Annotated in this window: 24 protein-coding genes and 1 pseudogene; 23 read left to right on the top strand and 2 right to left on the bottom strand. The window is 35.7% G+C overall.

Annotated features, from left to right (window positions below; all coding sequences use genetic code 11):
- Positions 1-189: 189 nt before the first annotated feature.
- Positions 190-1,215: an O-antigen ligase family protein gene (locus tag BHECKSOX2_RS03930; protein WP_218973223.1), complete on the bottom strand. Its 1,026-nt coding sequence runs from the start codon at positions 1,213-1,215 to the stop codon at positions 190-192.
- 217 nt (positions 1,216-1,432) lie between these two features.
- Here BHECKSOX2_RS03930 and BHECKSOX2_RS03925 point away from each other — a divergent pair, with 217 nt between their 5' ends.
- The 20 genes and pseudogenes from BHECKSOX2_RS03925 to BHECKSOX2_RS03830 all read left to right on the top strand — a co-directional run bounded on the left by BHECKSOX2_RS03925 (position 1,433) and on the right by BHECKSOX2_RS03830 (position 19,822).
- Entirely contained in the window at positions 1,433-1,573 is a 141-nt protein-coding gene (locus BHECKSOX2_RS03925) for a hypothetical protein (RefSeq protein WP_180323646.1), read from the top strand.
- Positions 1,574-1,581: 8 nt separating this feature from the next.
- Positions 1,582-1,899 (top strand): MarR family EPS-associated transcriptional regulator, encoded by a 318-nt coding sequence (locus tag BHECKSOX2_RS03920; protein ID WP_180323645.1) that lies wholly within the window; start codon positions 1,582-1,584, stop codon positions 1,897-1,899.
- On the top strand, positions 1,899-3,596 hold the full coding sequence (locus BHECKSOX2_RS03915) for an ABC transporter ATP-binding protein/permease (protein WP_139682552.1): 1,698 nt from the start codon (positions 1,899-1,901) through the stop codon (positions 3,594-3,596). Before BHECKSOX2_RS03920 ends, BHECKSOX2_RS03915 begins: the two co-directional genes overlap by 1 nt.
- Before the next feature lie 7 nt (positions 3,597-3,603).
- Positions 3,604-3,858, top strand: a pseudogene (locus BHECKSOX2_RS03910) (sugar phosphate nucleotidyltransferase); the annotation flags it as partial.
- 106 nt (positions 3,859-3,964) lie between these two features.
- Positions 3,965-4,969, top strand: a complete 1,005-nt coding sequence (locus BHECKSOX2_RS03905; RefSeq protein ID WP_139682551.1) for an IS30 family transposase — start codon at positions 3,965-3,967, stop codon at positions 4,967-4,969.
- 389 nt (positions 4,970-5,358) lie between these two features.
- Positions 5,359-6,291 carry a glycosyltransferase gene (locus BHECKSOX2_RS03900; protein ID WP_342589268.1) on the top strand — a complete coding sequence of 311 codons (933 nt, stop codon included), beginning with the start codon at positions 5,359-5,361 and terminating at the stop codon, positions 6,289-6,291.
- Positions 6,288-7,319 (top strand): glycosyltransferase family 10 domain-containing protein, encoded by a 1,032-nt coding sequence (locus tag BHECKSOX2_RS03895; protein WP_139682549.1) that lies wholly within the window; start codon positions 6,288-6,290, stop codon positions 7,317-7,319. The genes BHECKSOX2_RS03900 and BHECKSOX2_RS03895 overlap by 4 nt, the downstream gene beginning before the upstream one ends.
- Before the next feature lie 15 nt (positions 7,320-7,334).
- The gene (gene rfbF / locus BHECKSOX2_RS03890) at positions 7,335-8,105 is read left to right on the top strand and encodes a glucose-1-phosphate cytidylyltransferase (protein ID WP_139682548.1); all 771 of its coding nucleotides are present in this window, start codon (positions 7,335-7,337) and stop codon (positions 8,103-8,105) included.
- Between the two features lie 6 nt (positions 8,106-8,111).
- Entirely contained in the window at positions 8,112-9,182 is a 1,071-nt protein-coding gene (rfbG, locus tag BHECKSOX2_RS03885) for a CDP-glucose 4,6-dehydratase (protein ID WP_139682547.1), read from the top strand.
- On the top strand, positions 9,169-10,470 hold the full coding sequence (rfbH, locus tag BHECKSOX2_RS03880; protein ID WP_139682546.1) for a lipopolysaccharide biosynthesis protein RfbH: 1,302 nt from the start codon (positions 9,169-9,171) through the stop codon (positions 10,468-10,470). Before rfbG ends, rfbH begins: the two co-directional genes overlap by 14 nt.
- Before the next feature lie 9 nt (positions 10,471-10,479).
- On the top strand, positions 10,480-10,824 hold the full coding sequence (locus tag BHECKSOX2_RS03875; RefSeq protein WP_139682545.1) for a thiamine pyrophosphate-dependent enzyme: 345 nt from the start codon (positions 10,480-10,482) through the stop codon (positions 10,822-10,824).
- Positions 10,821-11,747 carry an NAD-dependent epimerase/dehydratase family protein gene (locus BHECKSOX2_RS03870; RefSeq protein ID WP_139682544.1) on the top strand — a complete coding sequence of 309 codons (927 nt, stop codon included), beginning with the start codon at positions 10,821-10,823 and terminating at the stop codon, positions 11,745-11,747. The genes BHECKSOX2_RS03875 and BHECKSOX2_RS03870 overlap by 4 nt, the downstream gene beginning before the upstream one ends.
- Positions 11,744-12,667: a glycosyltransferase family A protein gene (locus tag BHECKSOX2_RS03865; protein WP_139682543.1), complete on the top strand. Its 924-nt coding sequence runs from the start codon at positions 11,744-11,746 to the stop codon at positions 12,665-12,667. The genes BHECKSOX2_RS03870 and BHECKSOX2_RS03865 overlap by 4 nt, the downstream gene beginning before the upstream one ends.
- A gap of 5 nt (positions 12,668-12,672) precedes the next feature.
- Complete coding sequence (locus BHECKSOX2_RS03860; RefSeq protein WP_139682542.1) at positions 12,673-13,488, top strand: glycosyltransferase; 816 nt, start codon at positions 12,673-12,675, stop codon at positions 13,486-13,488.
- 10 nt (positions 13,489-13,498) lie between these two features.
- Complete coding sequence (locus BHECKSOX2_RS03855) at positions 13,499-14,236, top strand: class I SAM-dependent methyltransferase (protein ID WP_139682541.1); 738 nt, start codon at positions 13,499-13,501, stop codon at positions 14,234-14,236.
- A complete protein-coding gene (locus tag BHECKSOX2_RS03850; RefSeq protein WP_245391308.1) occupies positions 14,236-15,342 on the top strand; it encodes a DegT/DnrJ/EryC1/StrS family aminotransferase in 1,107 nt (368 codons plus the stop codon). Before BHECKSOX2_RS03855 ends, BHECKSOX2_RS03850 begins: the two co-directional genes overlap by 1 nt.
- Entirely contained in the window at positions 15,335-16,138 is an 804-nt protein-coding gene (locus BHECKSOX2_RS03845; RefSeq protein WP_139682539.1) for a transketolase, read from the top strand. Before BHECKSOX2_RS03850 ends, BHECKSOX2_RS03845 begins: the two co-directional genes overlap by 8 nt.
- Entirely contained in the window at positions 16,131-17,045 is a 915-nt protein-coding gene (locus tag BHECKSOX2_RS03840) for a transketolase family protein (protein ID WP_139682538.1), read from the top strand. The genes BHECKSOX2_RS03845 and BHECKSOX2_RS03840 overlap by 8 nt, the downstream gene beginning before the upstream one ends.
- A 62-nt stretch (positions 17,046-17,107) precedes the next feature.
- Positions 17,108-17,815: a sugar transferase gene (locus BHECKSOX2_RS03835; RefSeq protein ID WP_139682537.1), complete on the top strand. Its 708-nt coding sequence runs from the start codon at positions 17,108-17,110 to the stop codon at positions 17,813-17,815.
- A 108-nt stretch (positions 17,816-17,923) separates the two neighbouring features.
- Positions 17,924-19,822: a polysaccharide biosynthesis protein gene (locus BHECKSOX2_RS03830; protein ID WP_139682536.1), complete on the top strand. Its 1,899-nt coding sequence runs from the start codon at positions 17,924-17,926 to the stop codon at positions 19,820-19,822.
- 98 nt (positions 19,823-19,920) lie between these two features.
- On the opposite strand, the gene clpB is transcribed toward BHECKSOX2_RS03830, so the two are convergent.
- Positions 19,921-22,479, bottom strand: coding sequence for an ATP-dependent chaperone ClpB (gene clpB / locus BHECKSOX2_RS03825; protein ID WP_090716928.1), 2,559 nt, complete (start codon positions 22,477-22,479; stop codon positions 19,921-19,923).
- Positions 22,480-22,555: 76 nt separating this feature from the next.
- Here clpB and BHECKSOX2_RS03820 point away from each other — a divergent pair, with 76 nt between their 5' ends.
- From BHECKSOX2_RS03820 to BHECKSOX2_RS03810, 3 genes are all read left to right on the top strand, one after another.
- On the top strand, positions 22,556-23,017 hold the full coding sequence (locus BHECKSOX2_RS03820; protein ID WP_139682535.1) for a tRNA (cytidine(34)-2'-O)-methyltransferase: 462 nt from the start codon (positions 22,556-22,558) through the stop codon (positions 23,015-23,017).
- Positions 23,010-23,993: a polysaccharide deacetylase family protein gene (locus BHECKSOX2_RS03815; protein ID WP_139682534.1), complete on the top strand. Its 984-nt coding sequence runs from the start codon at positions 23,010-23,012 to the stop codon at positions 23,991-23,993. The genes BHECKSOX2_RS03820 and BHECKSOX2_RS03815 overlap by 8 nt, the downstream gene beginning before the upstream one ends.
- 113 nt (positions 23,994-24,106) lie before the next feature.
- Positions 24,107-24,658, top strand: a complete 552-nt coding sequence (locus BHECKSOX2_RS03810) for a cytochrome b (protein WP_139682533.1) — start codon at positions 24,107-24,109, stop codon at positions 24,656-24,658.
- Positions 24,659-25,440 lie beyond the last annotated feature (782 nt).

The following is a 25,440-nucleotide window of genomic DNA, read 5'->3' as shown; positions in this document are numbered from 1 at the left end:
TTTAGCAGGTAAATATGGTATCTTTGTTCGTAGGTCAATTGTGTATATTTTTGCATGTTTCACTCCTTTTTCTTGTCGGATTAAGGGTGGTTAATATACCCTTTGACCGACTAATTGAGTGTTGCACTTATGATGTGAATCTAAGATTTGTATCAATAATATTAAAGGCAAAAAAATAGAACAATCTTTCTAATGCCCTCTCATCATTTTGGGCAGTAAAAAACCCATAAACAATACATAAAAAGCATTAATATGCTCCTCACCAAGAGCAATATGGGTAAAGCCAAATGTAGTATACCCAACACACAATAAGACACCCATCAATGCATAGTGATAATTTTTATTATTATTTAATTGTTTGTAAAAAATAACCATTGGCGTGAATAGTAGTGTTAATAATGCCAGTAAACCGATAACACCCGCAGAGACTAAGCTAGTGATGTACTCATTGTGTAGATGTGTATACCCAATATCTTGGGCTGTGTATTTTTGGGTGGCATCGTTAGCATTTCTGTAGCCGTGACCTAGCCAAGGTGAATCTTGGGTAGCCTTTAAGCCTGTTACCCACATGTTTAATCTTTCACCCGCAGAAGTGATTGTTTTGCTTTCAGAATCCCAATTTTGGACGGCAGTGATGGTTTGAGAAACCCTTGCTTGTATTTTGCTGTTAGTGCTAATAAATCCAAGGAAAATTGCAAGCAATAGCACCAAAGATAGCTTACTTTTACCACTTTGTAAAAATGGCTTATAAATCAAACCAATGTAAATTATAGACAGAATGATAAATGATACCCAAGAGCCACGACTGCTCGATAAAAACAATGCATAGCCACCTAATAGTACTGCAATAAAGGTAATAATGCGTTCTTTTGGTGTTTCTTTAAATACCTGTACAATAGATAAAAATAGCATAGCGACAGTGATATCACCAAATATATTTATATTAATCATGCTAATTTTTTCAGTAAAACCTAAAGAGTAGACTAAGGCAATAATGCCTATAATAATCAAGCCAAATTTAAGGCTTAATAATAATCTTTTAAGCGGTAAATCTATCTGAAAAAGTGCGAGCGCAATAAAGGGCGCCAATAAAAAATGTAGCTTTCTACCGAGATGATAAAACTCAGCATTCAGCCCATCGGCGACTAACATGGAAAATAACATTACCCCAAAATAACCAACCATAAGCCAAGAAAATAATTTTAATTCAGGCATTTGAAATGGGTTCTTCTTTTCAGAGATCGAAATATAAACCCCCAAAATTACAAAGATAAATAAAATCAAATTACCAAAAATTTTAACCGAGTTGATTAATACGGGAAAAGCCAATAATAGGGCAATCATAAAGTTTGAATATTCTCTCTCTGGATAGTTTGCAGTCATGAATTTGGATTTGATAATAAAGCCTGATTTTATAGTAGAGGTGAGAATAATGAAACAAGATGTAAGCAAAAAATGCTTTAATGCGATTGATGAGCATGCCCCTGATTACTACTGTTTTGTTTTGGTGGTATTATCAACAGAAGATCTGCAAGTCATTTTCAATGTTCAACTATTGAACACTTTGGTATAATGCACTTTATGCTGAATCAAGATAATCAATTTTCAATCCTACAAGTCTTGGAGCAAAGCCCCAATTATTCACAGCGTGATTTGGCGGATAAACTGGGAATGAGTTTAGGTAAGGCGAATTATTGCTTAAAAGGTTTGATTGATAAAGGACTCGTTAAAGTTGAAAACTTTAAAAACAGTCGCAATAAAACCCAATATACTTACCTTTTAACCCCACAGGGTATTAGTGAGAAATCTAAATTAACCATTCATTTTTTGCAAAGAAAAACCGAAGAATATGAGCGATTAAAGATTGAAATTGAACAGCTTAAGCGGCAGATAGGGTAATGAATTACTTTCAAAAACTTCGCCAATTATTAGACAGAGAAACCAAACGCCACTTACTTTGGTTGGTGGTTTTCTCTATTTTTGTTTCAGTAGTAGAAACAATTGGAATCTCGGCAATTATGCCATTTATTGATATTTCAGTAAACTTTGATAGCATTCATCAAAATCAATACTATCAATGGATTTTTGTCTTTTTCGGTTTTGAGAATGACGTTAATTTCGCTATTGTTTTTGGCTTGACTTTGGTTGGTTTTTACATTTTTAGAGGCGGTGTAAATTTGACATATAACTATGTAATGGCTAATTTCACAGAAGAACTTTATGCACGAACAACAAAGAGATTGTTTAAAACTTATTTAGCTATGCCTTATCGAGTTTTTACCAATAAAAATAGCAGTTATCTAACTAAGGCAATTATCACAGAGGCATCTTTAATGTCTTTAGTTATTCGCTCTGCTTTAATGATAATGTCTGAGATTTTTGTAACTGTATTCATATATATATTAATGCTAATTGCCAGTTGGAAAATAACACTTATATTTACAGCAATTTTAATTCTTAAAATACTTTTTTTAACACACTCAATTTCAAAAAGAATAAAAGTAGTCGGCAAAGTAAGGGCAAATTTTCAAGCAAAACTTTATGAAATTATTAATAGAGTATTTGGTAATTTTGAGCATATTAAATTACAAAATAAAGATAGGCTGAAAGATATTGAAAGCGATTTTTCTACAACAGTTAATAAATACGCAAAAGCAAATGCAAGCTACAATTTTTTAAATGACTTTCCAAGATTGTTTATAGAAACCAGTGGCTTTTCTTTAATCGTCTTATTGCTAGTGGTCCTGTTGTACTTTAAGCAATCTAATATATCGTATATTTTGCCAATTTTAAGTTTATTTGTATTAGCTTTATACCGTCTACTACCATCGGTTAATCGTATTGTTAATGAGTATAACGAACTGATGTATTATCATAAGTCAATTGACATTATTGGCGAAGAATTAAAAACTACTCAAGAAAATTTAAAAGACAAAAATATTCCATTCAATCATAAAATTGAACTAATGAATGTTGGTTTTCACTATCAAGAAAAAACAGTTTTAAGTGATATAAATTTAACTATAAATAAGGGTGAAAAAATTGCATTTATTGGTGAAAGTGGATCTGGTAAAAGCACCTTAGTGAATTTAATTATTGGATTGCATCAGCAAAATCAAGGGGAAATTAAAATTGATGATATTGTATTGGATGAGTCTAATTTACAAAATTGGCGCGCACAAATCGGCTATATTCCACAACAAGTGTATTTGTTTGATGGCACAATTGCTGACAACGTCTGTTTTGGCAGAAGGTTAGAATATACTTTGTTAGAAAAGGTTTTAAAGCAAGCCAATATTTTTGATTTTCTGCAAACTAAAGAAGGAATAAATACCTTAGTTGGCGAGGGTGGAATACAGTTAAGTGGCGGACAAAAACAACGCGTTGCTATTGCAAGAGCTTTATACAGAGAGCCAGAAGTGTTAGTTTTGGATGAGGCAACCAGTGCATTAGACGATGAAACAGAGCAAAAAATTATGGATGAAATTTATAAAATCAGTAAAGATAAAACTTTAATTATTATTGCTCATCGCTTAAGTACAATTAAAGGTTGTGACAAAGTTTTTGAAATAAAAGACAAAAAAATTACTCAATAATGTCTATATGAAATCTCAAAATACAATTATCCCAGTAATCCTTTCAGGTGGCTATGGGACACGCCTTTGGCCGTTATCCCGAAAGCAATATCCTAAGCAGTATTTACCGCTTGCAGGTGATAATACAATGTTGCAAGAGACTATCTTGCGTTTAAATGGGCTGGATAATCTTGCAAGCCCAATTATTGTTTGCAATGCTGAACATCGTTTTTTAGTGGCAGAACAATGTCAGCAAATTAATATTAGCAATCCTACGATAGTGCATTGAAACAAGAAAATGATAATAAGAGACCTTTGCATAAATCAACCAAAAACCACCAATCTGGTAAAATAACACCTATCTAAAACAACCCTAAAAACAACACCAAATGTCTTGGAAAAACACCCAACAATCCTCACTTGCAGATGCCTTAGTTATCGAACAAAAATCCCTATCAGAGCTTGACGATGTTCACAACATCATCAATTGGAATGAGATAGAGCAAACCCTCTCAAGCCTATACTCGTCAGTACCTGGTGCACCAGCTTACCCACCACTGATGATGTTTAAAATTCTTATCCTTCAGGCTTGGTACAACCTAAGTGATGAAGCNAAACTCACAGATTGTGTTAAAAATTACATTAGTGAAAAGCTAAAAGAATATTGGAGTCCTGAACAAATCATGGGACGCTTGGAATTAGATAAAAAGATTAAAATTAGCACTGAAACCGCCTACCGCTTTGTCTTGCAAGACAAAGCGGTAGGCGGAGCGCTTTACAAATACCTACGCCATCAGCATAAGAAATATCGAAAACGCTATGGCAAAAATGATTATCGAGGTAGGATACCTAATCGCATTGACATTGATGAGCGCCCCAGTATTGTTGATGCTCGCACTCGCATTGGCGACTGGGAAGTTGACTTGGTTATTGGTAAAGGACACAAAGGTGGCTTTGCCACTCTTGCTGAGCGTAAGAGTAGGCTATATCTTGCACTACCCATTGTCAACAAAACCGCACAAAATGCAAATGACGCTATCAATAAACGACTCACTCCACTTAAACATTGGGTCAAAACCTTGACTTTTGACAATGGCAGGGAGTTTAGTTGGCATGAAAAGCTAGCAGAAAATCTTGACTGTAACACTTACTTTGCCAAGCCGTATCATAGTTGGGAAAGGGGCTTAAACGAGAATCACAATGGACTGTTAAGGCAATTCTTCCCTAAGCGAATGGCTTTGGATAATGTGAGTGAGAAAGAAGCATTTAGGGCAACAGATTTAATGAATAATAGACCTAGGAAATGCTTGGGGTACAAGACCCCATTTGAGGTCTTTGCCAAGATGACTGGCAAGGACTATTTTTTAAATGGAAGTGTTGCACTTATGGGTTGAATTCGCCGTTTTATTAAAAATTTGTATAGTAGGGAGTGGAGTTTTTTGGTTTAGTTGTTTTTTGAATTTTGTATAACTAGTCAAAACCCATTTAAAATACTTAATCCCCTTGTATAATGCTACGGGCTGAACTTAAAATTTAACACAGTAAAAAAGGTATAAAAATGAATTTAAAAACTAAAATTAAAAAATATTTTTGGAAAATAGGGTTTGAAGTTTTACACTTTGAGTCCTGTTTGACAGGACGAAAGAAGGCTTTTTCTAAAGGTTGTATTTTTGGCTTCAATTGAGCCGGTATTTTTTTTGGCGAGGCTTCTGGGCAGTTATTGCAGATAGACGATATTTTCCATAAATTTCAATACACTACTTAGCAATGAAAAAATTAATAAATTTATATACCCTCTTATAATCGTGCTGACAGTTTAATGAGTCAGTTAAAAGTTATCAATGAAGAGATGACCAGCGATATTAAGGTTGTTATAAGTGATAATAATTCAACGGATATTGAAGGATATAAAAACATTGAAAAATACTGTACTGATAATAATCTGACTTATAACAGAAACGTAACTAATTTACTTTCAGATACCAATATTATGAGTGGATTTTTACATGTAGATAAAGGCAGTTATCTTTGGATTTTGAGTGATGACGATATTTTGATGGAAGGCAGTATATCAAAAATAATGGAGATTTTAAATCACGATATAGATGTTTTGTTTTTTACAATTAAAGATAGAGAGAATATTGAGTTTCAGAATTGGGATCAAAAAGAATTTTTCAAAAGTGCACTTAAAAATCCAGATGGAGCTGGTTTAATTAGTTATGTAATTTATAAAACAGATTTTATAAAGACATCTATACCAGTTGGGTTTCAGCATATATATACTTGTTTTGCACATTTGGCTGTACTGATAGATAGCTTTAAAAACAAAGAAGCAAAAATTTGTAGAATATCAGAAAAGAAGATGTTTTCACCTCAAATTGAGATGCCTGCCGCAATGCAAGAGTGGTACAGTAAAAGTTATTTTGGGTATGTGTTATTAGCAGGATTATTTAAAGAAGATATTAAAAAATTATTTTTAAATGATTGGGCTAATATTGTTAATTTAACACTTTGGTCAATAAAATCTAAAGACAAAATTGCGGAAGTTAATCGTATTTATGCCGAGGGGTATATAAAAAATCATATTAGTTTTTACGGAATATTTAAATTTAAGTTACTCGTTTGTAAAGTATTTTTAAGCCCAATAATTATGTTTATAAAAAAGTTTTTACCAAAAATATATAGTTCTATAAGGTCGTTGGTAAAATACGGATGAAAAAAATAGGCGTGTGGAATTATTACGAAGTACTCAATACTAATAATTACTTGTTATTAAATAAAGATGCTGGAGTTGGTGATAATTTGTTAGAACCACTTAATCAGTTATACATTAAAGGTAAACATAATAATATTGATTTTATGACACTGGATTTAATTGATAATTTTAACGATATGGATGGTTTTATATTTTTTGACTTTCCAAGAATGACAAATAAATATGTAAAAAAAGTATTTCAAACTGACTCACCTAAGTACTTAGTGATTTTTGAAAGCCAATTAATTAGAATAGATAACTGGGATGCAAAGAAGCGTGTTTTTTTTAAGAGAATATTTACTTGGAGTGATGATATTGAAAATGGTAAAAAATACATTAAATTAAACTTATCTCAAAAAATAATAAAAGATATAAAAAAAGATATATCTAAAAAGAAGAAACTTTGTACACTTATAGCTGGAAATAAAAAAATAAATCACCCGTTGGAGCTTTACAGTAAAAGGGTGGAGGCAATCAAATGGTTTGAAAAAAACCACCCAGAAGATTTTGATTTTTATGGGATAGATTGGGATAGGTATGTATCAAGCAATAAATACATTAGGTATTTGTTTAGAATAACAGGCTTATCAAAAATGTTTAAGCCAAACTATCCAAGCTACAAGGGAAAAATAGATTCTAAAAAGGATACATTGGAAAAATATAAATTTTCAATATGCTATGAAAATGCAAGAGATATACCGGGATACATTACAGAAAAAATATTTGATTGTTTTTTTGCGGGGTGTGTACCTATATATTGGGGGGCGAATAATATAACTGACCACATTCCAAAAGAATGTTTTATAGATAAGAGGGATTTTGAAGATTATAAGTCATTATATGATTACCTTACAAATTTATCCGATGACAAGTATCTTGAATACATTGATGCAATTGAGAACTATTTAAAGAGTAAAGAGGCTTATAAATTCAGTGCTGAAAATTTTGCAAATACTATTGTACAAGTAATTTCAGATGATATTAATTAAAGAGAGGGGTAAATTATGAAAGCAGTAATTTTAGCAGGAGGTTTGGGTACGCGCTTAAGTGAAGAAACAAGTGTCAAGCCAAAACCAATGGTGGAAATTGGTGGTAAGCCGATTTTATGGCATATTATGAAAATGTATTCCACTCATGGTATTAATGATTTTGTCATTTGTTGTGGCTACAAAGGTTATGTTATTAAAGAATATTTTGCCAACTACTTTCTACATCAGTCGGATGTTACCTTTAATATGAAAACCAATGCTATGGAAGTGCATAAAGAGGGTGCGGAGCCTTGGACTGTTACTTTGATTGATACAGGTGATAATTCTATGACAGGTGGTAGGCTAGGTAGAGTGGCAGAATATGTAAAAAATGAAGAGGCTTTTTGCTTTACTTATGGCGATGGTGTGTCAGATATTGATATTTCAGCGTTGATAGCATTTCATAAAGAGCATGGTAAGGATGCAACACTAACTGCCACTTACCCACCAGGCAGATTTGGTGCATTAGATATACAGGATGACCAAATTAAAAAATTTGTGGAAAAACCTAAAGGCGATGGTGCTTTAATTAATGGCGGTTTTTTTGTGCTTTCTCCAAAGGTTTTAAAACGAATTTCTGGTGATGATTGCACTTGGGAGCAAGCGCCATTGCAAGGCCTAGCTAAAGATGATAATTTAATGGCATTTACACATGAAGGCTTTTGGCAGCCAATGGATACATTGCGTGACAAAGTGTATTTACAAGAGCTTTGGGGTGAGGGTCGTGCCCCATGGAAGACTTGGTAATTGATAATGATAAGCCAAGATTTTTGGAAAGGTAAACGCGTATTTCTCACAGGACATACTGGCTTTAAAGGCAGTTGGTTGTCTTTATGGTTGACTTCATTAGGTGCAGAAGTAAAAGGTTATGCGCTCAATCCACCGACATCACCTTCATTATTCAATGAGGCAAAAATTGAGTCAATTGTCACCTCAGAGATTGGTGACATTAGAAACCAAGACAAACTACATAAAAGTATGACAACTTTTAATCCTGATATTTTGCTACATATGGCAGCACAGCCTCTGGTCAGGTATTCTTATGATAATCCAGTTGAAACTTATGAAGTTAATGTTATTGGCACGGCTAAAGTCTTGGAGGTAGCGCGAAATTGCTCTAACTTAAAGGCTATTGTGAATATTACAACGGATAAATGCTATGAAAACGATTCTCGCAAAGAAGGCTATATAGAAACAGATTCAATGGGAGGTTACGACCCTTATAGTAGCAGTAAGGGTTGTGCAGAATTAGTCACTTCAACCTATAGGCGTTCTTTTTTACAAGAGCAGGGTATCGGCATAGCATCAGTCCGAGCGGGTAATGTTATTGGTGGTGGCGATTGGGCGGATGATAGGTTGATACCCGATATTTTAAGGTCGTTTGAAAAAAATGAGTCAGTTATTATTCGCAATCCTAAAGCCACACGCCCTTGGCAACATGTTTTAGAGCCATTATCAGGATATCTAATTTTACTTGAAAAGCTTTATAAAAATCAAGGCAAATATGCTGAAGGTTGGAATTTTGGACCTAATGAGCAAGATGTTCAGCCAGTAGATTGGATTTTAGATAAAATGACATTAAAATGGCCTGACTCTCATTGGAGTCTTGACAAAAATGCCAACCCACATGAGGCGGATTTTTTGAAGTTGAATATTACAAAAGTAAAATTAAAGCTTGGTTGGAAACCAGTATGGGAGTTAAGTTATACACTGGAAAGGATTATTGACTGGCACAGGGCTTGGCTTAATAAAGAAAATATGCAAGCTGTGTGCCTGGCAGAAATTGAAGAATACACAAGAGATATGAATAATGAAAACCGCTGAAGAGTTAAGGTTAGAAATCACAGAACTTGTACAAGAGTTTGCAGATTTAAAATATATGGAAAAAACTTTTAAGCCAGGTAGAAGTGTTGTTCCGCCATCGGGGAAAGTAATAGGTGCTACTGAATTACAATATATGGTGGATGCATCGTTAGATGGTTGGCTGACTACTGGGCGTTTTAATCGTAAATTTGAAAAAGAACTATCTGAGTTTATCGATATCAAGCATTTAATAACGGTTAATTCAGGTTCATCTGCCAATTTAGTCGCATTTGCTACACTAACATCGCCAAAATTAGGCAACAGAGCCATTAAAAAAGGCGATGAAGTCATTGGTGTTGCTGCAGGTTTTCCTACAACGGTTAATCCAATTGTGCAATTTGGCGCTATCCCTGTATTTGTTGATGTGGATTTAGAAACGCACAATGTTGATGCAGATTTAATTGAAGCGGCAATCACACCAAAAACTAAAGCTATTATGTTGGCGCATACTTTAGGCAATCCATATAATTTAGACAAGGTTAAGATGTTATGCGACAAATACAATCTTTGGCTTGTTGAAGACTGTTGCGATGCATTAGGTGCAAAATACAATAACCAACATGTCGGGACATTTGGCGATATTGCTACTTGTAGTTTTTACCCGGCACACCATATTACAATGGGAGAGGGTGGCGCAGTATTTACTAACAATGCAGAACTAATGACAATTGCAGAATCATTTAGAGATTGGGGTAGAGATTGTTATTGCGACCCAGGCTGTGACAATACTTGCGAGAGGCGTTTTGAACAACAACTAGGCGATTTGCCGTATGGTTATGACCATAAATACACTTATTCACATCTTGGCTATAATCTTAAAATTAGCGATATGCAAGCAGCCTGTGGTTTGGCACAATTAAAAAGATTGCCAGAATTTATTAAAAAACGCAATGAAAATTTTGCTTACCTTAAAAACAAATTAAGTGGCTTGACTCAATTTATTGATTTACCACAGGTTACCGAAAATTCAGAGCCTTCATGGTTTGGGTTTCCTATTACTTTAAAAGACAATATTGATAGAGTTAAATTCACTCAATATTTAGACAGTCATAAAATTGGCACAAGATTATTATTTGCTGGTAATTTAACCAAACAGCCTTATTTTCAAGATATTGAATATAGAATTGTAGGTAATTTGACCAATACGGATATTACGATGAATAAAACCTTATGGTTAGGTATTTATCCTGCATTGGGTGTAGGGCAGTTGGATTTTATTGCTGAAAAGATACAAGAGTTTGTAGGGTAAATTGTAAGTATGAACACACAAGAGTTGGTAATAAAAAATCGTCCTAATGCTATCAATATGGTTAATAAGGGGAGTAGTGCATATATTGAATCTGTGCCTCCTATTGTTGATATTTTGGCGGTCTTACATAGAAAAGTTATAGGCTATGATGCTCAAAATTTAAAACTAGAAACACGAGATAGATTTATATTAAGCAAGGCTCATGCAGGTATTGGGGAGTATATCACTTTAGTTGAGGTTGGAGTTAAAGATAAATATATTGCAACTACAGGCGCTCAAGAATATTTAAGGAATACTGTTAGGACTTCTAAAAAATTCATAATAAAATCAATTTTAAGAATAGATAAATTATGAAAATCATAATCTTAGGTGCAACCAGTCAAATAGCACAAGATTTAATTTTGTCTTTTTCAAAAAACAAAGACTACAATTTCTTGCTTTTTGGTCGCAATGTAAAATTATTAAGTAAATGGATTGATGATGAAAATTTGAGTGATAAGTGTCAAGTTCAAAAATACTTCAATTTTAATAATAATCAAAAATATGATGTCATTATTAATTTTGTTGGAATTGGTGATCCAGTAAAAGCCCAAAATATGGGTGGTGATATTTTTAAAATAACCGAGCAATATGATGATATGGTGCTTGAGTATCTTAAGTTGCATAAGGAAACTAAATATATTTTTTTGAGTAGTGGCGCAGTTTATGGTGGTAATTATCAAGATCCAGTCAATGAAAATACAGTTGCTACGATAGATATTAACAACCTTAAATCAACTGATTGGTATACACTGGCTAAGTTGTATGCAGAGGCTAAGCATAGAGCGCTGTCTAATTTTCCTATTGTTGATATCAGAGTGTTTAACTATTTTAGTCATACGCAAGATATGGATGCTCGATTTTTGATTACTGATATAGTGCGTACTATAAAAAATAAAAAAGTCTTTAAAACTTCTGCGGATAATATTGTTAGAGATTTTATTACGCCACCTGATTTTTATCATCTAGTGCAATCGGTTATTGATTATAAGCCAATTAATACAGCTTTAGATTGCTATACTCAGACGCCAATATCAAAATTTGATTTGTTGGCTGAATTGCAACAGCAATTTGGCTTGAATTATTCTATTGACAAGGTTGTTAATATAGTCAATGCTACGGGCTTTAAAATGCATTATTATTCAACTTATAAAAAGGCAGAAAAAATGGGGTATAATCCTGAAAATACTGCATTAGAAGGTGTTATTATAGAAATGAAGACTGCCTTAATTGTATGAAAGAAACAGTTCAAATTGTTATTTTATCAAGGGACCGAGCAAAATATCTCAAAGAGTCGCTTGATTCAGTATTAAATCAAAATCTATCAAAGGTGACAATTAAAGTAATTGTATCTGATAATTCTGAGCAAGAAGAAGTTAGAGAGATGATTGAACGAGATTATCCGAGCCATAACTTTGAATATATTCGTAGAAATCCACCAGTACCCGCAAGAGAACATTTTCAGTTGATTATTTCTGAATGCGAAGAAAGGTATATAGTTATGTTTCATGACGACGATATTATGCACCCTGACTATGTTGAGACTATGTTTCCATTCATTCAAAAAGAAGGCGTGTCTGCTGTGGGATGTAATGCATTTTTATGTAAGAATAGTATTTCAAAATCTAAGGATAAGGCTTATTATTTTGAAACTTATAAAGAGTTCGATAATGAAAAGGATTTTTTAGAACAATATAGCCCAGGAAATGGAGGAATTACTCCATTTCCAAGTTATATGTATTGTACAAATTTTTTAAAGAAAATATCGTTGGTATCGCTTCCAGGCGCTAAATATTTCGATGTTATTTTATTAGGTACTATGTTGAAATACGGTTTGATTGTTTGGCTTCCAGATACTTTGATGTATTATAGGGTTCACGATGAAAATGATAGCAATATAGAAGATACAGTTGGTGGTATTGCCTTATTAAATTATATTGCAAAAAAAGGGATAGGTAAGAACCAAGATTTTTTTGTTGCAATGCGATATGATTTATGGAGAAAATGGCTTCCAAAACAAGATAAAGTAAATTTATTTTCATGGAGAAATAGAGTTGTCTTTAAGTTTTTATTATTAAGGTCTTTTTACTTTGCTGGAAAGTTATTTTTTTGGAGGGCGGTTTTTAGAAGAATTAAAATCTTCCTAAGGGGTAATTAAAGTTTATGAAGTTTTCGGTATTAATATCAATTTACTACAAAGAAGAGGTGCAGAGCTTTAATAGGGCGATGCAGAGTGTGTGGGATGAGCAGACTGTCAAGCCTAATGAGGTGGTTTTGGTAGAGGATGGTCCGTTGACTGATGGGCTCTATCAGGCTATTAGAGAATGGAAAGAGAGGCTGACTAATACCTTGCAGGTTGTTTCCCTTAAAGAAAATGTTGGTGTTGGTGCTGCTAAGAATATTGGTATAGAGATGTGTAATTGTGAGTTGATTTCGGTGATGGATACAGATGATGTGTCATTGCCTAAGCGGTTTGAGAAACAGTTGGCAGTATTTGAGAATCAAGATGTTGATGTTTGCGGTGCTTGGATAGGGGAATTTGAGTTTAACGAAACTCAGATAATATCTTACAGAAGAACTCCTGAGCAGCATAATGAGATAGTGGCATTTGCCAAAGGCAGAAGTCCTGTTAATCATGTGACGGCAATGTATAAGAAATCTTGGGTACTGAATGTGGGTAATTATGCTAAGTATAGAACTAGTGAAGATTATAATTTATTCGTTAAGTTGATTATGGCTGGGGCAAAGATTTATAATCTACAAGAGTCGTTAGTGAGTGTGCGCATGGGCAATGAACAACAGGTGCGCAGAGGTGGTTTGAAAAATGCGATGTTTGAAGCAGATGTGCAGGTGGATTTTTATAAAATGGGGTTTTTAAATTTTTTTGAAATGGTTAGGAATGTGTCTGTTGGGTTTGTTATTCGAATGTTGCCGAGTGTCTTAATGAAGGTGATTTTTAAAATGATAAGAAAACTGTGAGACTTTGCTAGTGAATGATAAGGAAATAGAAAAAAATCGTTATAACAATAGTGCTATCGGCGCTTTTGAAAACAATAGTATTCTTAATATTGATGAGTTGGCGTTGCCTTTGAGGGTGCCATATATTTATTATCGAAAAATGATTCAAGAGTATGTTTATGAGTCTGCTAATGTTTTAGAAATTGGTGCAGGTATGGGTGAAAATACAGAGTTTTTATTGGCGACTGGGGCAAAGGTATATGCGACTGATATTTCAGAGCATTCATTAAGTGTGATGGACAAACGATTTAATACAAACAAACTGACCACTCAAGTGGCAGATATGGAAAAATTACCCTTTGCAGATCAATCCTTTGATGCAATAGTGAGTGCTGGCAGTTTGAGTTATGGGGATAACGATAAAGTGCTTAATGAAATTCATAGAGTACTGAAAGTTAAAGGTGTTTTTATTGTTATTGATTCTTTGAATAATAACCCTATTTATCGCTTCAATCGTTATATTCATTATTTAAAGGGTGAGCGTAGTTTAAGCGTGATAGAGAGGACACCTGATTTAAAATTATTGGATAAGTATGGGCAAAAGTTTGATAAGATTGAAACTCAATTTTTTGGATCTATATCTTATTTAGTGCCTTTAATGAATAAAATATTTGGAGAACAGTTATCTACTAAAATAGTAAATAATATTGATAAGATTTTTACCATCAAGAGATCAGCGTTTAAATTTGTAATGATAGTGACAAAATAATGAATAACATCCCCTTCTTTAATTACCCAGACTTGTTTGCACAGCATAGAGAGGAGTTGACCGATGTGTTTCAGAAAGTGGCAGAGTGTGGCGCATTTATTATGCAAAATGACTTGGTTCAATTTGAACAAAGACTATCAGAATACACAGGCATTAAGTATGTATTGGGTGTTGCTAATGCAACGGATGCTATGCAGTTATTACTAAAAGCGGGGGGGGTAGGTGTTGGCGATGAGGTAATATTTTGCACACACACAATGGTGGCGACGGCATCAGCAATTAAATTCACAGGGGCGACGCCAGTGCCAGTGGATGCTGGGGTAGATCATTTGATGGATGTAGTTTCAGTTGAAAGGGCAATTACGCCGAAGACCAAGGCAATTATGCCAACACAGTTGAATGGTCGTGTGGCAGATATGGACAGCATTCTAACGATTGCTGATAAATATGGTTTGCAGGTATATGAGGATTCTGCACAAGCGCTGGGTGCAAAATATAAAGGTCGATCGGCAGGTTCGTTTGGTTTGGGCGGTTGTATTAGTTTTTATCCTGCTAAGGTACTTGGGTGTTTTGGTGATGGTGGCGCTATTTTGACGAATGATGTGGGGATTTATAATACGGTTAAGTTGATGCGTGATCATGGGCGTGGTGAAGATGGTAATGTGAGTATTTGGGGGTATAACAGTCGGTTGGATAATTTACAGGCGGCGATTTTGAATTATTTTTTTGATGATTACGAGAAGATTATTGGGCGTAGAAGGGAAATAGCTACTTTGTATTACAATGGTATAAATGGGATTGACGGTGTGATTTTGCCACCTACAGTTAATAGCGATATAGACCACTTTGATATATTCCAGAATTATGAAGTTGAAGTTCCAAATCGTGATGAATTAAAAGAGTATTTATCAAATAAGGGTGTCGGCACTTTAATTCAGTGGGGCGGTAAAGCAGTGCATGAATTCAAAGATTTAGGCTTCACCCAGTCAATGCCTTTTACTGAAAATATTATGCGCATAAGTTTATTGTTACCACTTAACATGTCAATTACAGATGATGAAGTTGACTATGTCTGTCAATGTATTAGAGGTTTTTATAATGACTAAAGTACTCGCGCATAATATTAGGCGACATGCCATTAATATGACCAGTTCTGGCGGGAGTTCACATATTGGCTCGATACTTTCTATTGCTGATATTTTGGCAGTTTTGTATGGCTCGGTATTAAACTACAAGGCTGATAATCCAAAATGGCAGGGTAGAGATAGGTTTATTCTAAGCAAGGGGCATGCTGGAGCTGGTGTGTATGCAGCACTTGCTGAAAGTGGGTTTATATCAATAGAGAAATTGAAAACACATTATCAGGATGGCTCTAATTTATCTGGACATGTGTCGCATAAGGGCATTGCAGGTGTGGAATTCTCTACAGGTTCTTTAGGGCATGGTTTGCCTGTTGCCACGGGTATGGCACTCGGCGCTAAAATCAACCAAGATAAACACACAGTTTATGTGTTAATGAGTGACGGTGAATGTGATGAAGGTTCAAACTGGGAAGCAGCTTTATTTGCCCCACATCACAAGTTAGATAACTTGGTGGTGATTATTGATCGCAATAAATTACAAAGCATTCATTCAACGGAAGACACATTGGCGTTAGAGCCTTTTGTGGATAAATGGCAGGCTTTTGGTTGGAATGTGGTTAATATTGATGGACATGACCATGAGCAATTAATTAATGCGTGCCATTCTAAAATTGAGAATAAACCATTATGTATCGTGGCAAATACAATTAAAGGCAAGGGCGTGTCTTTTATGGAAAATCAAGTTTTATGGCATTATCGTAGCCCTCAAGGTGAAGAATACGAAGCGGCTATCAATGAATTAGAGAATGACAATGCGTGAAGCCTTTTTAGATAAATTAACGCAGTTAGCGCTAAAGGACAAGGATGTCGTTTTATTAACTGCTGATTTAGGTTTTGGTGTTTTTGAAGCGTTTGAGTCTAAGTTCCCTGGGCAATACTTTAATGTGGGCGTTGCAGAGCAAAATATGACAGGTTTGGCTGCCGGTTTGGCATTGGAAGGTAAAAAAGTTATTACTTATTCAATTGGTAATTTCCCAACTCTGAGATGTTTAGAGCAAATTCGTAATGATGCTTGTTATCACAATCTAAATATTACCATTGTCGCATCAGGTGGCGGGTTTAGTTATGGTTCCTTGGGTATGTCGCATCATGCTACTGAAGATATTGCCATTCTTAGAGCATTGCCTGCGATGAGCGTTGTTGCTCCTGGCACAGTGTGGGAAGCTGGCGAAGCAATAAAGGCTTTGGTTAAGAGTGATGGTGTTGGTTATTTACGATTGGATAAGACAGTTGCCAATGAAAGTGGTGTGTTCTCGTTCTCTTTGGGTGGTTCAATTAGGTATAGAAAGGGTAGGGATGTAACGCTGTTGTCCACGGGTGGTATATTAAGAGATGTTGTTGAGGCAGCAGAGTTATTGCAGAAACAAGGTATTGATGCAGGCGTAGTGAGTATGCATAGTGTTAAGCCCATTGATAAAAATGCCATTATCTCTGCGGCAAATGAGTCAGGTGGTATTGTGACTATTGAAGAGCACAATATTGATGGTGGACTGGGTAGTTCGGTAGCCGAAGTGTGTATGGATAATGGTGTTTCACCGAAGGTATTTTTGCGCATTGGATTAGATGATAGGTATTCCTCTATTGTTGGATCACAGGATTATCTTAAGGCGTATTATGAAATGGACAGTAGTGCGATTGTTAAGAAAGTTCAGGCATTGTTAGAATGAAGCGTTTACTTGATATTGTGTTTGCATTCTTTGGGGTAATGTGTTACTCAGTTTTATAAAAAATGATTAGAAGATTACTTGATATTTTGATTGCACTTCTTGGTTTGTCAATCACAAGTCCAATTCTATTGTTGGTAATATTTTTAATCTGGAAGCAAGATAAAAAATCGCCTTTTTATATGGCACCAAGAGTAGGCAGAAATAACACAATTTTTAGAATGGTAAAATTGCGTTCCATGGTAAGCAATGCAGATAGTTCTGGCGTTGATTCAACCAGTACAAATGACAATAGAATTACACCAATTGGGCACAAAATTAGAAAATACAAACTAGATGAAATAACCCAGTTATGGAATGTTTTAATGGGAGATATGAGCCTAGTTGGACCTAGACCAAATGTTAAAAATGAGACGGATTCATATACACCTGTTGAGGAAAAATTACTTTTAGTTAAGCCAGGTATTACCGATTTTTCATCCATTGTTTTTTCGGATGAGGGGGATATTTTAGAAGGTAAAGAGGATCCAGATTTAGCTTATAATCAGTTAATTAGGCCTTGGAAGAGTAGGCTGGGGTTAATTTATATCGAAAATCGCTCGTCACTGCTAGATTTACAACTGATTTTTTGGACGGTGATTGCTATTATCTCAAAACCTAAAGCCCTTAAATGGATTGTCAAGCAACTCATCAAAATGGGTGCTGACACTGATGTTGTTACTGTGTCTATGCGAAAGGCAGAATTACAACCGTCAATTCCCCCTGGGAGTTGACGAAGTTGTTACCACTCGTTAATTGAAGGTGCATTCTTATTTTTTTTAATTATTTAGTTCTTGATATGGCAAGTTACAGGTTTTGTGTAGATTGACTATAATAGCAAAATGATTGAAAAGTTATCTAATATGTCACGAATTTACAAGCAATTGATTTTGATGTCAGTGGATAGTGTGCTGTTGGTGGTGACACTGTTGGCGGCATTTTCAGTGCGATTAGGTGAGTGGCATTTTCCAAAGAGTGATTTAGAGTTAGCATTGGCGATTTTTAGTGCACCAGCGGTGGCTATTCCTATTTTTATTTACTTTGGGTTATATCGAAGTGTGATTCGTTATATGAGCTTTAAGGATGTGCGTGCGATTGTACAAGCGGTGAGTTTGTATGCGTTAGTGTGGGGTGTGATTGGCTTTATGGCTGCGGTAGAAGGCATACCTAGAAGTGTAATCCTGATTAATTGGCTACTGTCTTTGGTAGTGATTGGTGGTTTGCGTGTGGTGTTACGCCAGTTGCTTGGTGGTGGATTGCGTTTATCATCGGTTAAAAATATTGTTAGTAGTGACCAAAAGCGTGTGTTGATTTATGGAGCGGGCAGCGCAGGTATTCAGCTGTCCTCAGCACTTGAGCATACTTTTGAATATAAGCCTGTTGGCTTTATTGATAATTCGCTAGAGTTGGAAGGTTCCCAGATTAGAGGGCTGCGTATTTATTCTCCAGACAGTGATGTTGGAAAATTAATTGAAGAACTTAAGGTGAGTGAGGTGTTGCTTGCAATTCCGTCTATTTCTCGAGCTAGGCGCTCAATTATCATCAATCAGTTTGAGTCATATCCTGTGGTAGTGCGCTCATTGCCGGGTGTGGCAGAGCTGGCACAGGGCAAGGTCTCTGTGGCTGATTTGCGACAAGTGAGTATTGTGGATTTGCTTGGGCGCGATGTGGTGCAGCCTAATCAGGATTTACTGGGTAAGAATATTTCTGGTAAAGTGGTAATGGTAACGGGCGCAGGTGGCTCGATTGGTTCGGAGTTGTGCCGACAGATTGTAAGTCTTAAGCCAAAGACCTTGGTGTTGTTTGAGATTAGTGAGTTAGCACTTTATACCATTGAGAAAGAATTGTCAGTCGCCAATATTGATATTTATCCTATTCTAGGTAGCGTGAATGATACTAAACGCTTATCTCAGGTATTAAAACACTTTGAAGTTAATACAATTTACCATGCGGCGGCTTATAAGCATGTACCGATGGTGGAGTTTAATAATACCGAAGGTGTGAATAACAATGTGCTGGGTACACTGAAGTGCGCACAAGCGGCTATTGATGCTAAGGTTGAGATTTTTGTGCTTATCTCTACAGACAAGGCAGTGCGCCCGACTAATACAATGGGTGCGACTAAGCGTGTGGCTGAGCTGATATTACAAGCTCTAGCACAAAGACAAAACAATACTCAATTTACGATGGTGCGTTTTGGCAATGTATTGGGTTCTAGTGGTTCGGTGATACCGCTATTCACCAAACAAATTAAAGAAAATGGTCCAATTACTATCACGGATAAAAATATTATTCGTTATTTTATGACTATCCCTGAATCAGTGGAGTTAGTAATCCAAGCAGGTGCAATGGGTAAGGGTGGAGATGTGTTTGTCTTGGATATGGGTGAACCTGTGCGTATTGATGAGCTTGCTAGAAAGATGATCCACTTGAGTGGGCTAGAAGTCAAAGATGATAATAATCCAAATGGTGATATTGAAATTCATTACATAGGGTTGCGCCCTGGCGAGAAGTTGTTTGAGGAGTTATTGATTAGTGATAATGTGAGCGAGACTGAGCATTCATTGATTATGCGTGCGGAAGAAAACTTTATAGAGTATAAAGAACTACAAGTAACGCTGTTAGAAATGGAGGCAGCGATTGATAAGGGTGATCAGGCTACTTTAAGGAGATTATTGGTTAAGGTTGTGTTTGATTTTAAACCTCAGTGTGATATTGCTGATCTACTGTATAAGCGATAAGTAACAAGGGTTTTAGTGACAGGTAGTATAGAGTTAAGAGCCAGAGCTGAAAAATTACTAGAAGAGTGACAGGTAACCAAAACTTGAATAGGCGCTGACTAAGAAAACACAATTTCGTTATCAGACAGTCTGCCGTGAATAACCGACCCTGGTAGAAATTCTCCAGAGAGTATCTTTTGAGAAAGTGGGTTTTCCAACAATTGTTGTATAGTGCGTTTGAGTGGACGCGCACCAAATACTGGGTCATAGCCTCTGTCTACAATTAGTGTCATTGCATTGTCGTCTAACTCAAGTTTGAGGTCTATTTTTGCTAGACGAGATTGCAGAATCTCAACTTGCAATGCGGCAATGCTTTTAATTTGGGCTTTTTCAAGATTATTAAACACGACAACTTCATCAATACGATTAACAAATTCAGGGCGAAAGTGTTCTGCAATAATTTGAGTCAATTCAGCGCTCATATCTTTTCCTGGATTTTCTTGTATTAAATGAGAGCCAAGATTAGAAGTCATTACAATCACCGTATTTTTAAAATCAACCGTACGACCTTGTCCATCAGTCAAACGACCATCATCAAGCACTTGTAAAAGAATATTAAACACATCGGGGTGTGCTTTTTCTACTTCATCAAGCAGTATGATTGAGTATGGTTTTCTACGCACAGCTTCGGTAAGTACACCACCTTGTTCATAGCCAACATAACCAGGAGGCGCACCAATCAATCGTGCCACTGAGTGTTTTTCCATAAACTCACTCATATCGATGCGCACAATAGCTTGTTCAGTATCAAACAAGAAATCAGCCAAGGCTTTGGTCAGCTCGGTTTTACCCACACCTGTTGGCCCCATAAACATAAACGAACCATCAGGGCGGTTAGGGTCTGATAAGCCTGCTCGAGAGCGACGCACAGCATCTGATATTACTTTTACTGCTTTATCTTGCCCAACTAAACGCTTATGAATAATGGACTCCATTTGTAAGAGTTTGTCTTTTTCGCCTTCCATCATTTTATCCACTGGGATACCTGTCCAACGGGCAACAATGTGGGCGATTTCATCTTCAGTTACTTTGTTACGCAGAAGTGTCATTTCTTGCGTATCGGCAGATTCAGCTTCGGCTATTTTGGCTTCTAATTCAGGAATTTTCCCATATTGAAGCTCACTCATTTTTGCCAAATCATTATCACGATGTGCCAATTCTAGGTTGGACTTTGCTTGTTCAAGCTCTTCTTTTAAATGTTGCGCACCTTGTACCACAGATTTTTCTCTTTTCCAAATCTCCTCAAAGTCGGCATATTCTTTTTCAAGTGTTTTAATGTGTGCTTCAAGTTCTTTGAATCGCTCTTTAGAGGCTTTGTCTTTCTCTTTTTTGAGTGCCATGCGCTCAATTTTGAGTTGTACCAATTTACGATCAAGTTTGTCCATTGATTCAGGTTTTGAGTCAATTTCCATGCGAATTTGTGATGCGGCTTCATCGATCAAATCAATGGCCTTATCAGGCAGTTGTCTATCGGTAATATAACGCTGAGAATAAGTAACAGCAGCGATAATTGCTGGGTCAGTGATTTCCACGCCGTGGTGGACTTCGTATTTTTCTTTCAGTCCACGCAAGATGGCAATCGTATCTTGTTCGCTAGGTTCATCTACCAGTACCTTTTGAAAACGGCGCTCTAGGGCGGCGTCTTTTTCAATGTATTCACGATATTCATTTAGCGTGGTAGCGCCCATACAATGCAAGTCGCCACGAGCCAGTGCAGGTTTAAGCATATTGCCCGCATCCATTGCACCATCGGCCTTGCCTGCACCCACCATAGTGTGTAATTCGTCAATAAATAAAATCACTTGGCCTTGTTCGGCTTCCAATTCTTTTAATACCGCTTTTAATCGTTCTTCAAATTCACCACGGTATTTTGCACCTGCTACTAATGCCGCCATATCCAATGATAATAATCGCTTGCCTTTGACACCTTCTGGCACTTCATTATTAATAATGCGTTGTGCCAAACCTTCGGCAATCGCAGTTTTACCCACACCTGGCTCACCAATTAGCACAGGGTTATTTTTAGTACGGCGTTGTAAGACTTGAATAGCACGGCGAATTTCACCATCACGACCAATCACGGGGTCAAGTTTGCCGTCTTGTGCGCATTGTGTTAGGTCAAGTGTGTACTTGTTTAAAGCATCTCTGTTCGTTTCTGTATTTTGTTCATTCACGGTTTCACCTCCTCTAAGTTTATCTACAGCAGTCGATAGGTTTTTTTTATCAACACCCAAATCTTTTAATAATTGTGTTGTGGTGTCATTGCCACTGATAATTGCCAATAAAAATAATTCGGTTGATAAGTAGCTATCCCCTTTATCAGTTGATAATTTTTCAGTGCTGTTAAGTAGTCTTAATAAGTTTTGCGATATACCGATATCGCCATTTGGACTATTCACCACGGCTAAATTATCAATGGCTTTATCAACATTGTCTTTCAGGTTTTTGGTGTTGACATTCAGCGCTTTAAGCGCATTACTGACACTTGAAGCATAATCACTAAGCATACTGCTTAATACATGCACACCCTCAATTGCTGTGTGATTTTTATTAATCGCAAGTGATTGTGCAGCGTTTAAGTCTTGTTGAAATTGCGAAGTTAGTTTATTAATATCCATTTTTCATTGTGTTTTTTCTTTAAGCTACTTTTTATTTATGGATAATAGTAAAAAAATCAAGAGAAAATAAAATATTATGTTAAATTTAGTATTGTTTGAACCAGAAATTCCTAATAATACAGGCAGTTTAATTCGCCTAAGTGCCAATATGGGCGCCAGTTTGCATCTTATTAAACCATTTGGATTCAAGATGACTGACAAACGCTTAAGACGCGCAGGGCTTGACTATAAAGAGTTAGCGCAAGTTTTTGAATATGAAAATTTTGATCATTATTTAGATAAAGCCAAGCCTGAGCGACTTTTTGCAGTGAGTTCAAAAGTGCAAACTAATTATGCAGAGGTAGAATATCAAGAAAATGATTCCCTCTTATTTGGACCTGAGACACGAGGACTACCGCAAGAAATATTGGATAGATTTGAAGGTATTACCTTGCCAATGCAAGTTGGTTCTCGTAGTCTTAATTTATCTAATTGTGTTTCCATTGTGGCGTATGAGGCTTGGAGACAAATCGGGTTCATAGGGGCAAAATATGTTTAAATTTATCATATTCATGCTATTTTCATCAATGCTTAGTGCTAACAGTTGTGTAGTATTATTGTATCATCGTTTTTCTGATTCCACACCCAAATCTACCAGCATCAGTCCTGCATTGTTTGAGCGACATCTGCAACATCTGCAAGATAATGACTTTAAAGTACTGAAACTCAACACCATGCTTGAACGCCTAGATAACGATAACTTACCAAACAAATGCGTAGTGTTAACAGCTGATGATGCTTATCAATCCATTGCAAAAAATGCCTATCCATTATTGAAAAAATATCAAATGCCGATGAGTGTTTTTGTCTCCACCGAACCTGTGGATAAAAAATATCCAGCAATGATAACATGGCAACAAATGCGTAGTATGCAAGGTGATTTTATGCAATTTTATAATCACACTGTAACGCATCCGTATTTATTAGATTTGAATAAAACACAAATTAAAACACAAATTACCCAAGCGCAAAACCGTTTTAATCAAGAATTAAATCAACATAATAAAATTTTCGCTTATCCTTATGGTGAAGCAAGTTTAAAGATATTTAAGCAAGTTAAGGATTTAGGCTATACAGCTTTTGGTCAGTATTCTGGTGTTGTATCAAAGATGAGTAATCGACAAAATCTCCCTCGTTTCCCAATGGCAGGAGATTATGCCAAGATGGTAAGTTTTAAAACTAAAGTGAATACTTTGCCAATGCCCATTAAGATTAAGAATATCAATCCAATCGTCACACAAAATCCACCAACATTAGAATTAGATTTTTTTAAGTCTTTAAGCAAACATCAAAAAGCCCATCTAAATTGTTTTGTCGATGGCGGGGTGAACATGACTTGGCAAAGTGATAAAAGCGTTAAAATTGTTGCTAAAAAGCCTTTAACTGATCGTCGTAGTAAATACAATTGCACTATGCCTAGCGAACAAAAAGGTAGTTATTATTGGCACAGTATTCAGTGGATCAACCCTCATTAAAAAAATAGCGTGCTAATCTTATCACTTATTGTATAATTTTTCTGCACAGGATTTGTTGCCACAATATTAACATTGGGCCGCATGTCTGGATAATTAAAAATAAGGAGAGAAACATGAGAGATACAAAAGAGAAATTATCTAACTTAACGATATTTTTGCATTGGGTAGTGGGTTTAACTATTATTGCATTGGCAACTGTTGGTGTTTATATGAGTGAAAATGAAGCGTTTGAGCTTTATCCCATTCACAAGTCAATCGGTGTTTTAATCTTTGTAGTTATTGTGGTTAGGGTTTATTGGCGCTTTGTAAATGGCTGGTTGCAACCTGTTACTGAATATAAGGCGATTGAACATAATTTAGCAAAAATAATCCATTGGGTGTTAATAATTGCGATGATTATAATGCCAATTTCAGGCTTTATTATGTCTGGTGCAGGTGGCTATGGTGTTTCAGTATTTGGTTTAGAAATTATTGCAGCACAATTTGACCCCATCACTAAAGAAGCCATTCCACATAATGCGCAACTTTCTGGGTTTATGCATGAAACCCATGAAATAGCAGGTTGGACGATAATTGTTGCTATTGGACTACATATTGCCGGTGCTATTAAACATCATTTTATTGACAAAGATAATACTTTGAGAAGAATGCTAGGTAAAAATTAGACATTTTTTTAATTGCTATACTTAAGCTTATATAAAGCCTCTGTTGCCAAAGGACATGGCTACATTACCTTGTTTATAGATTTATACAAACAAAGGTAACAGTGTATATTAGTGATAGCAAAGACCATAAAACCGTGGCTGACTTTGTCCAAGTATTGACGCAACAAAATAGCAAAAAAAGAACAAGTCAAAGCCATCAGTTGCGATATGTCACCTACCTTTATTTAAAAGCGTTAGAGAAAATTTACCAAGCACTAGATATGCAAACCTTTGAGGTTTTGCCACAAAAATAGCGCTACTGGTTAGCAAGTATAATTTGGCGCCTATGCTTAAAGTCGCTAATATGGTCAAAACGCCATGGGAAGGGAATTTTAGAGTAGAAATCAAGCAAGCTTAATAATGGCATTTTAAAGGGTTTGAGTTCAGTGATTCAAGTAGCAAAAATAAACGCTTATTTGCTTAGTGGAAGGTTAGGCTTGAATCGGATTAATGGTTTTTTACTCGCTTGCTTTCAACAAGAATCTACAGAGATCTTTGCATAAATAGTCAACCCTTAAAAACCACACAACAAATTGATTTATAACAATAAAACCAACAATAACCCTAGACAAATCAACCAACTTTTGTTAAAATACCTCTTATTTCTTGGTCGTTTTGCTTAAAAAAATGTTAACTAAATCTAGCCCAATATCCACCCAATCAAATCTTTTTCATTCAGAGCTCTTTTCTCAATTAGATGTCAAAGACCCTTTAATACAACTAGCCAACACTATTAATTGGAC

It is taken from the genome of thiotrophic endosymbiont of Bathymodiolus puteoserpentis (Logatchev) (assembly GCF_900127505.1).
Classification (GTDB): domain Bacteria; phylum Pseudomonadota; class Gammaproteobacteria; order PS1; family Pseudothioglobaceae; genus Thiodubiliella.
The sequence above is the reverse complement of the archived record's forward strand: the minus strand, read 5'-3'. Positions and strand labels throughout refer to the sequence as shown.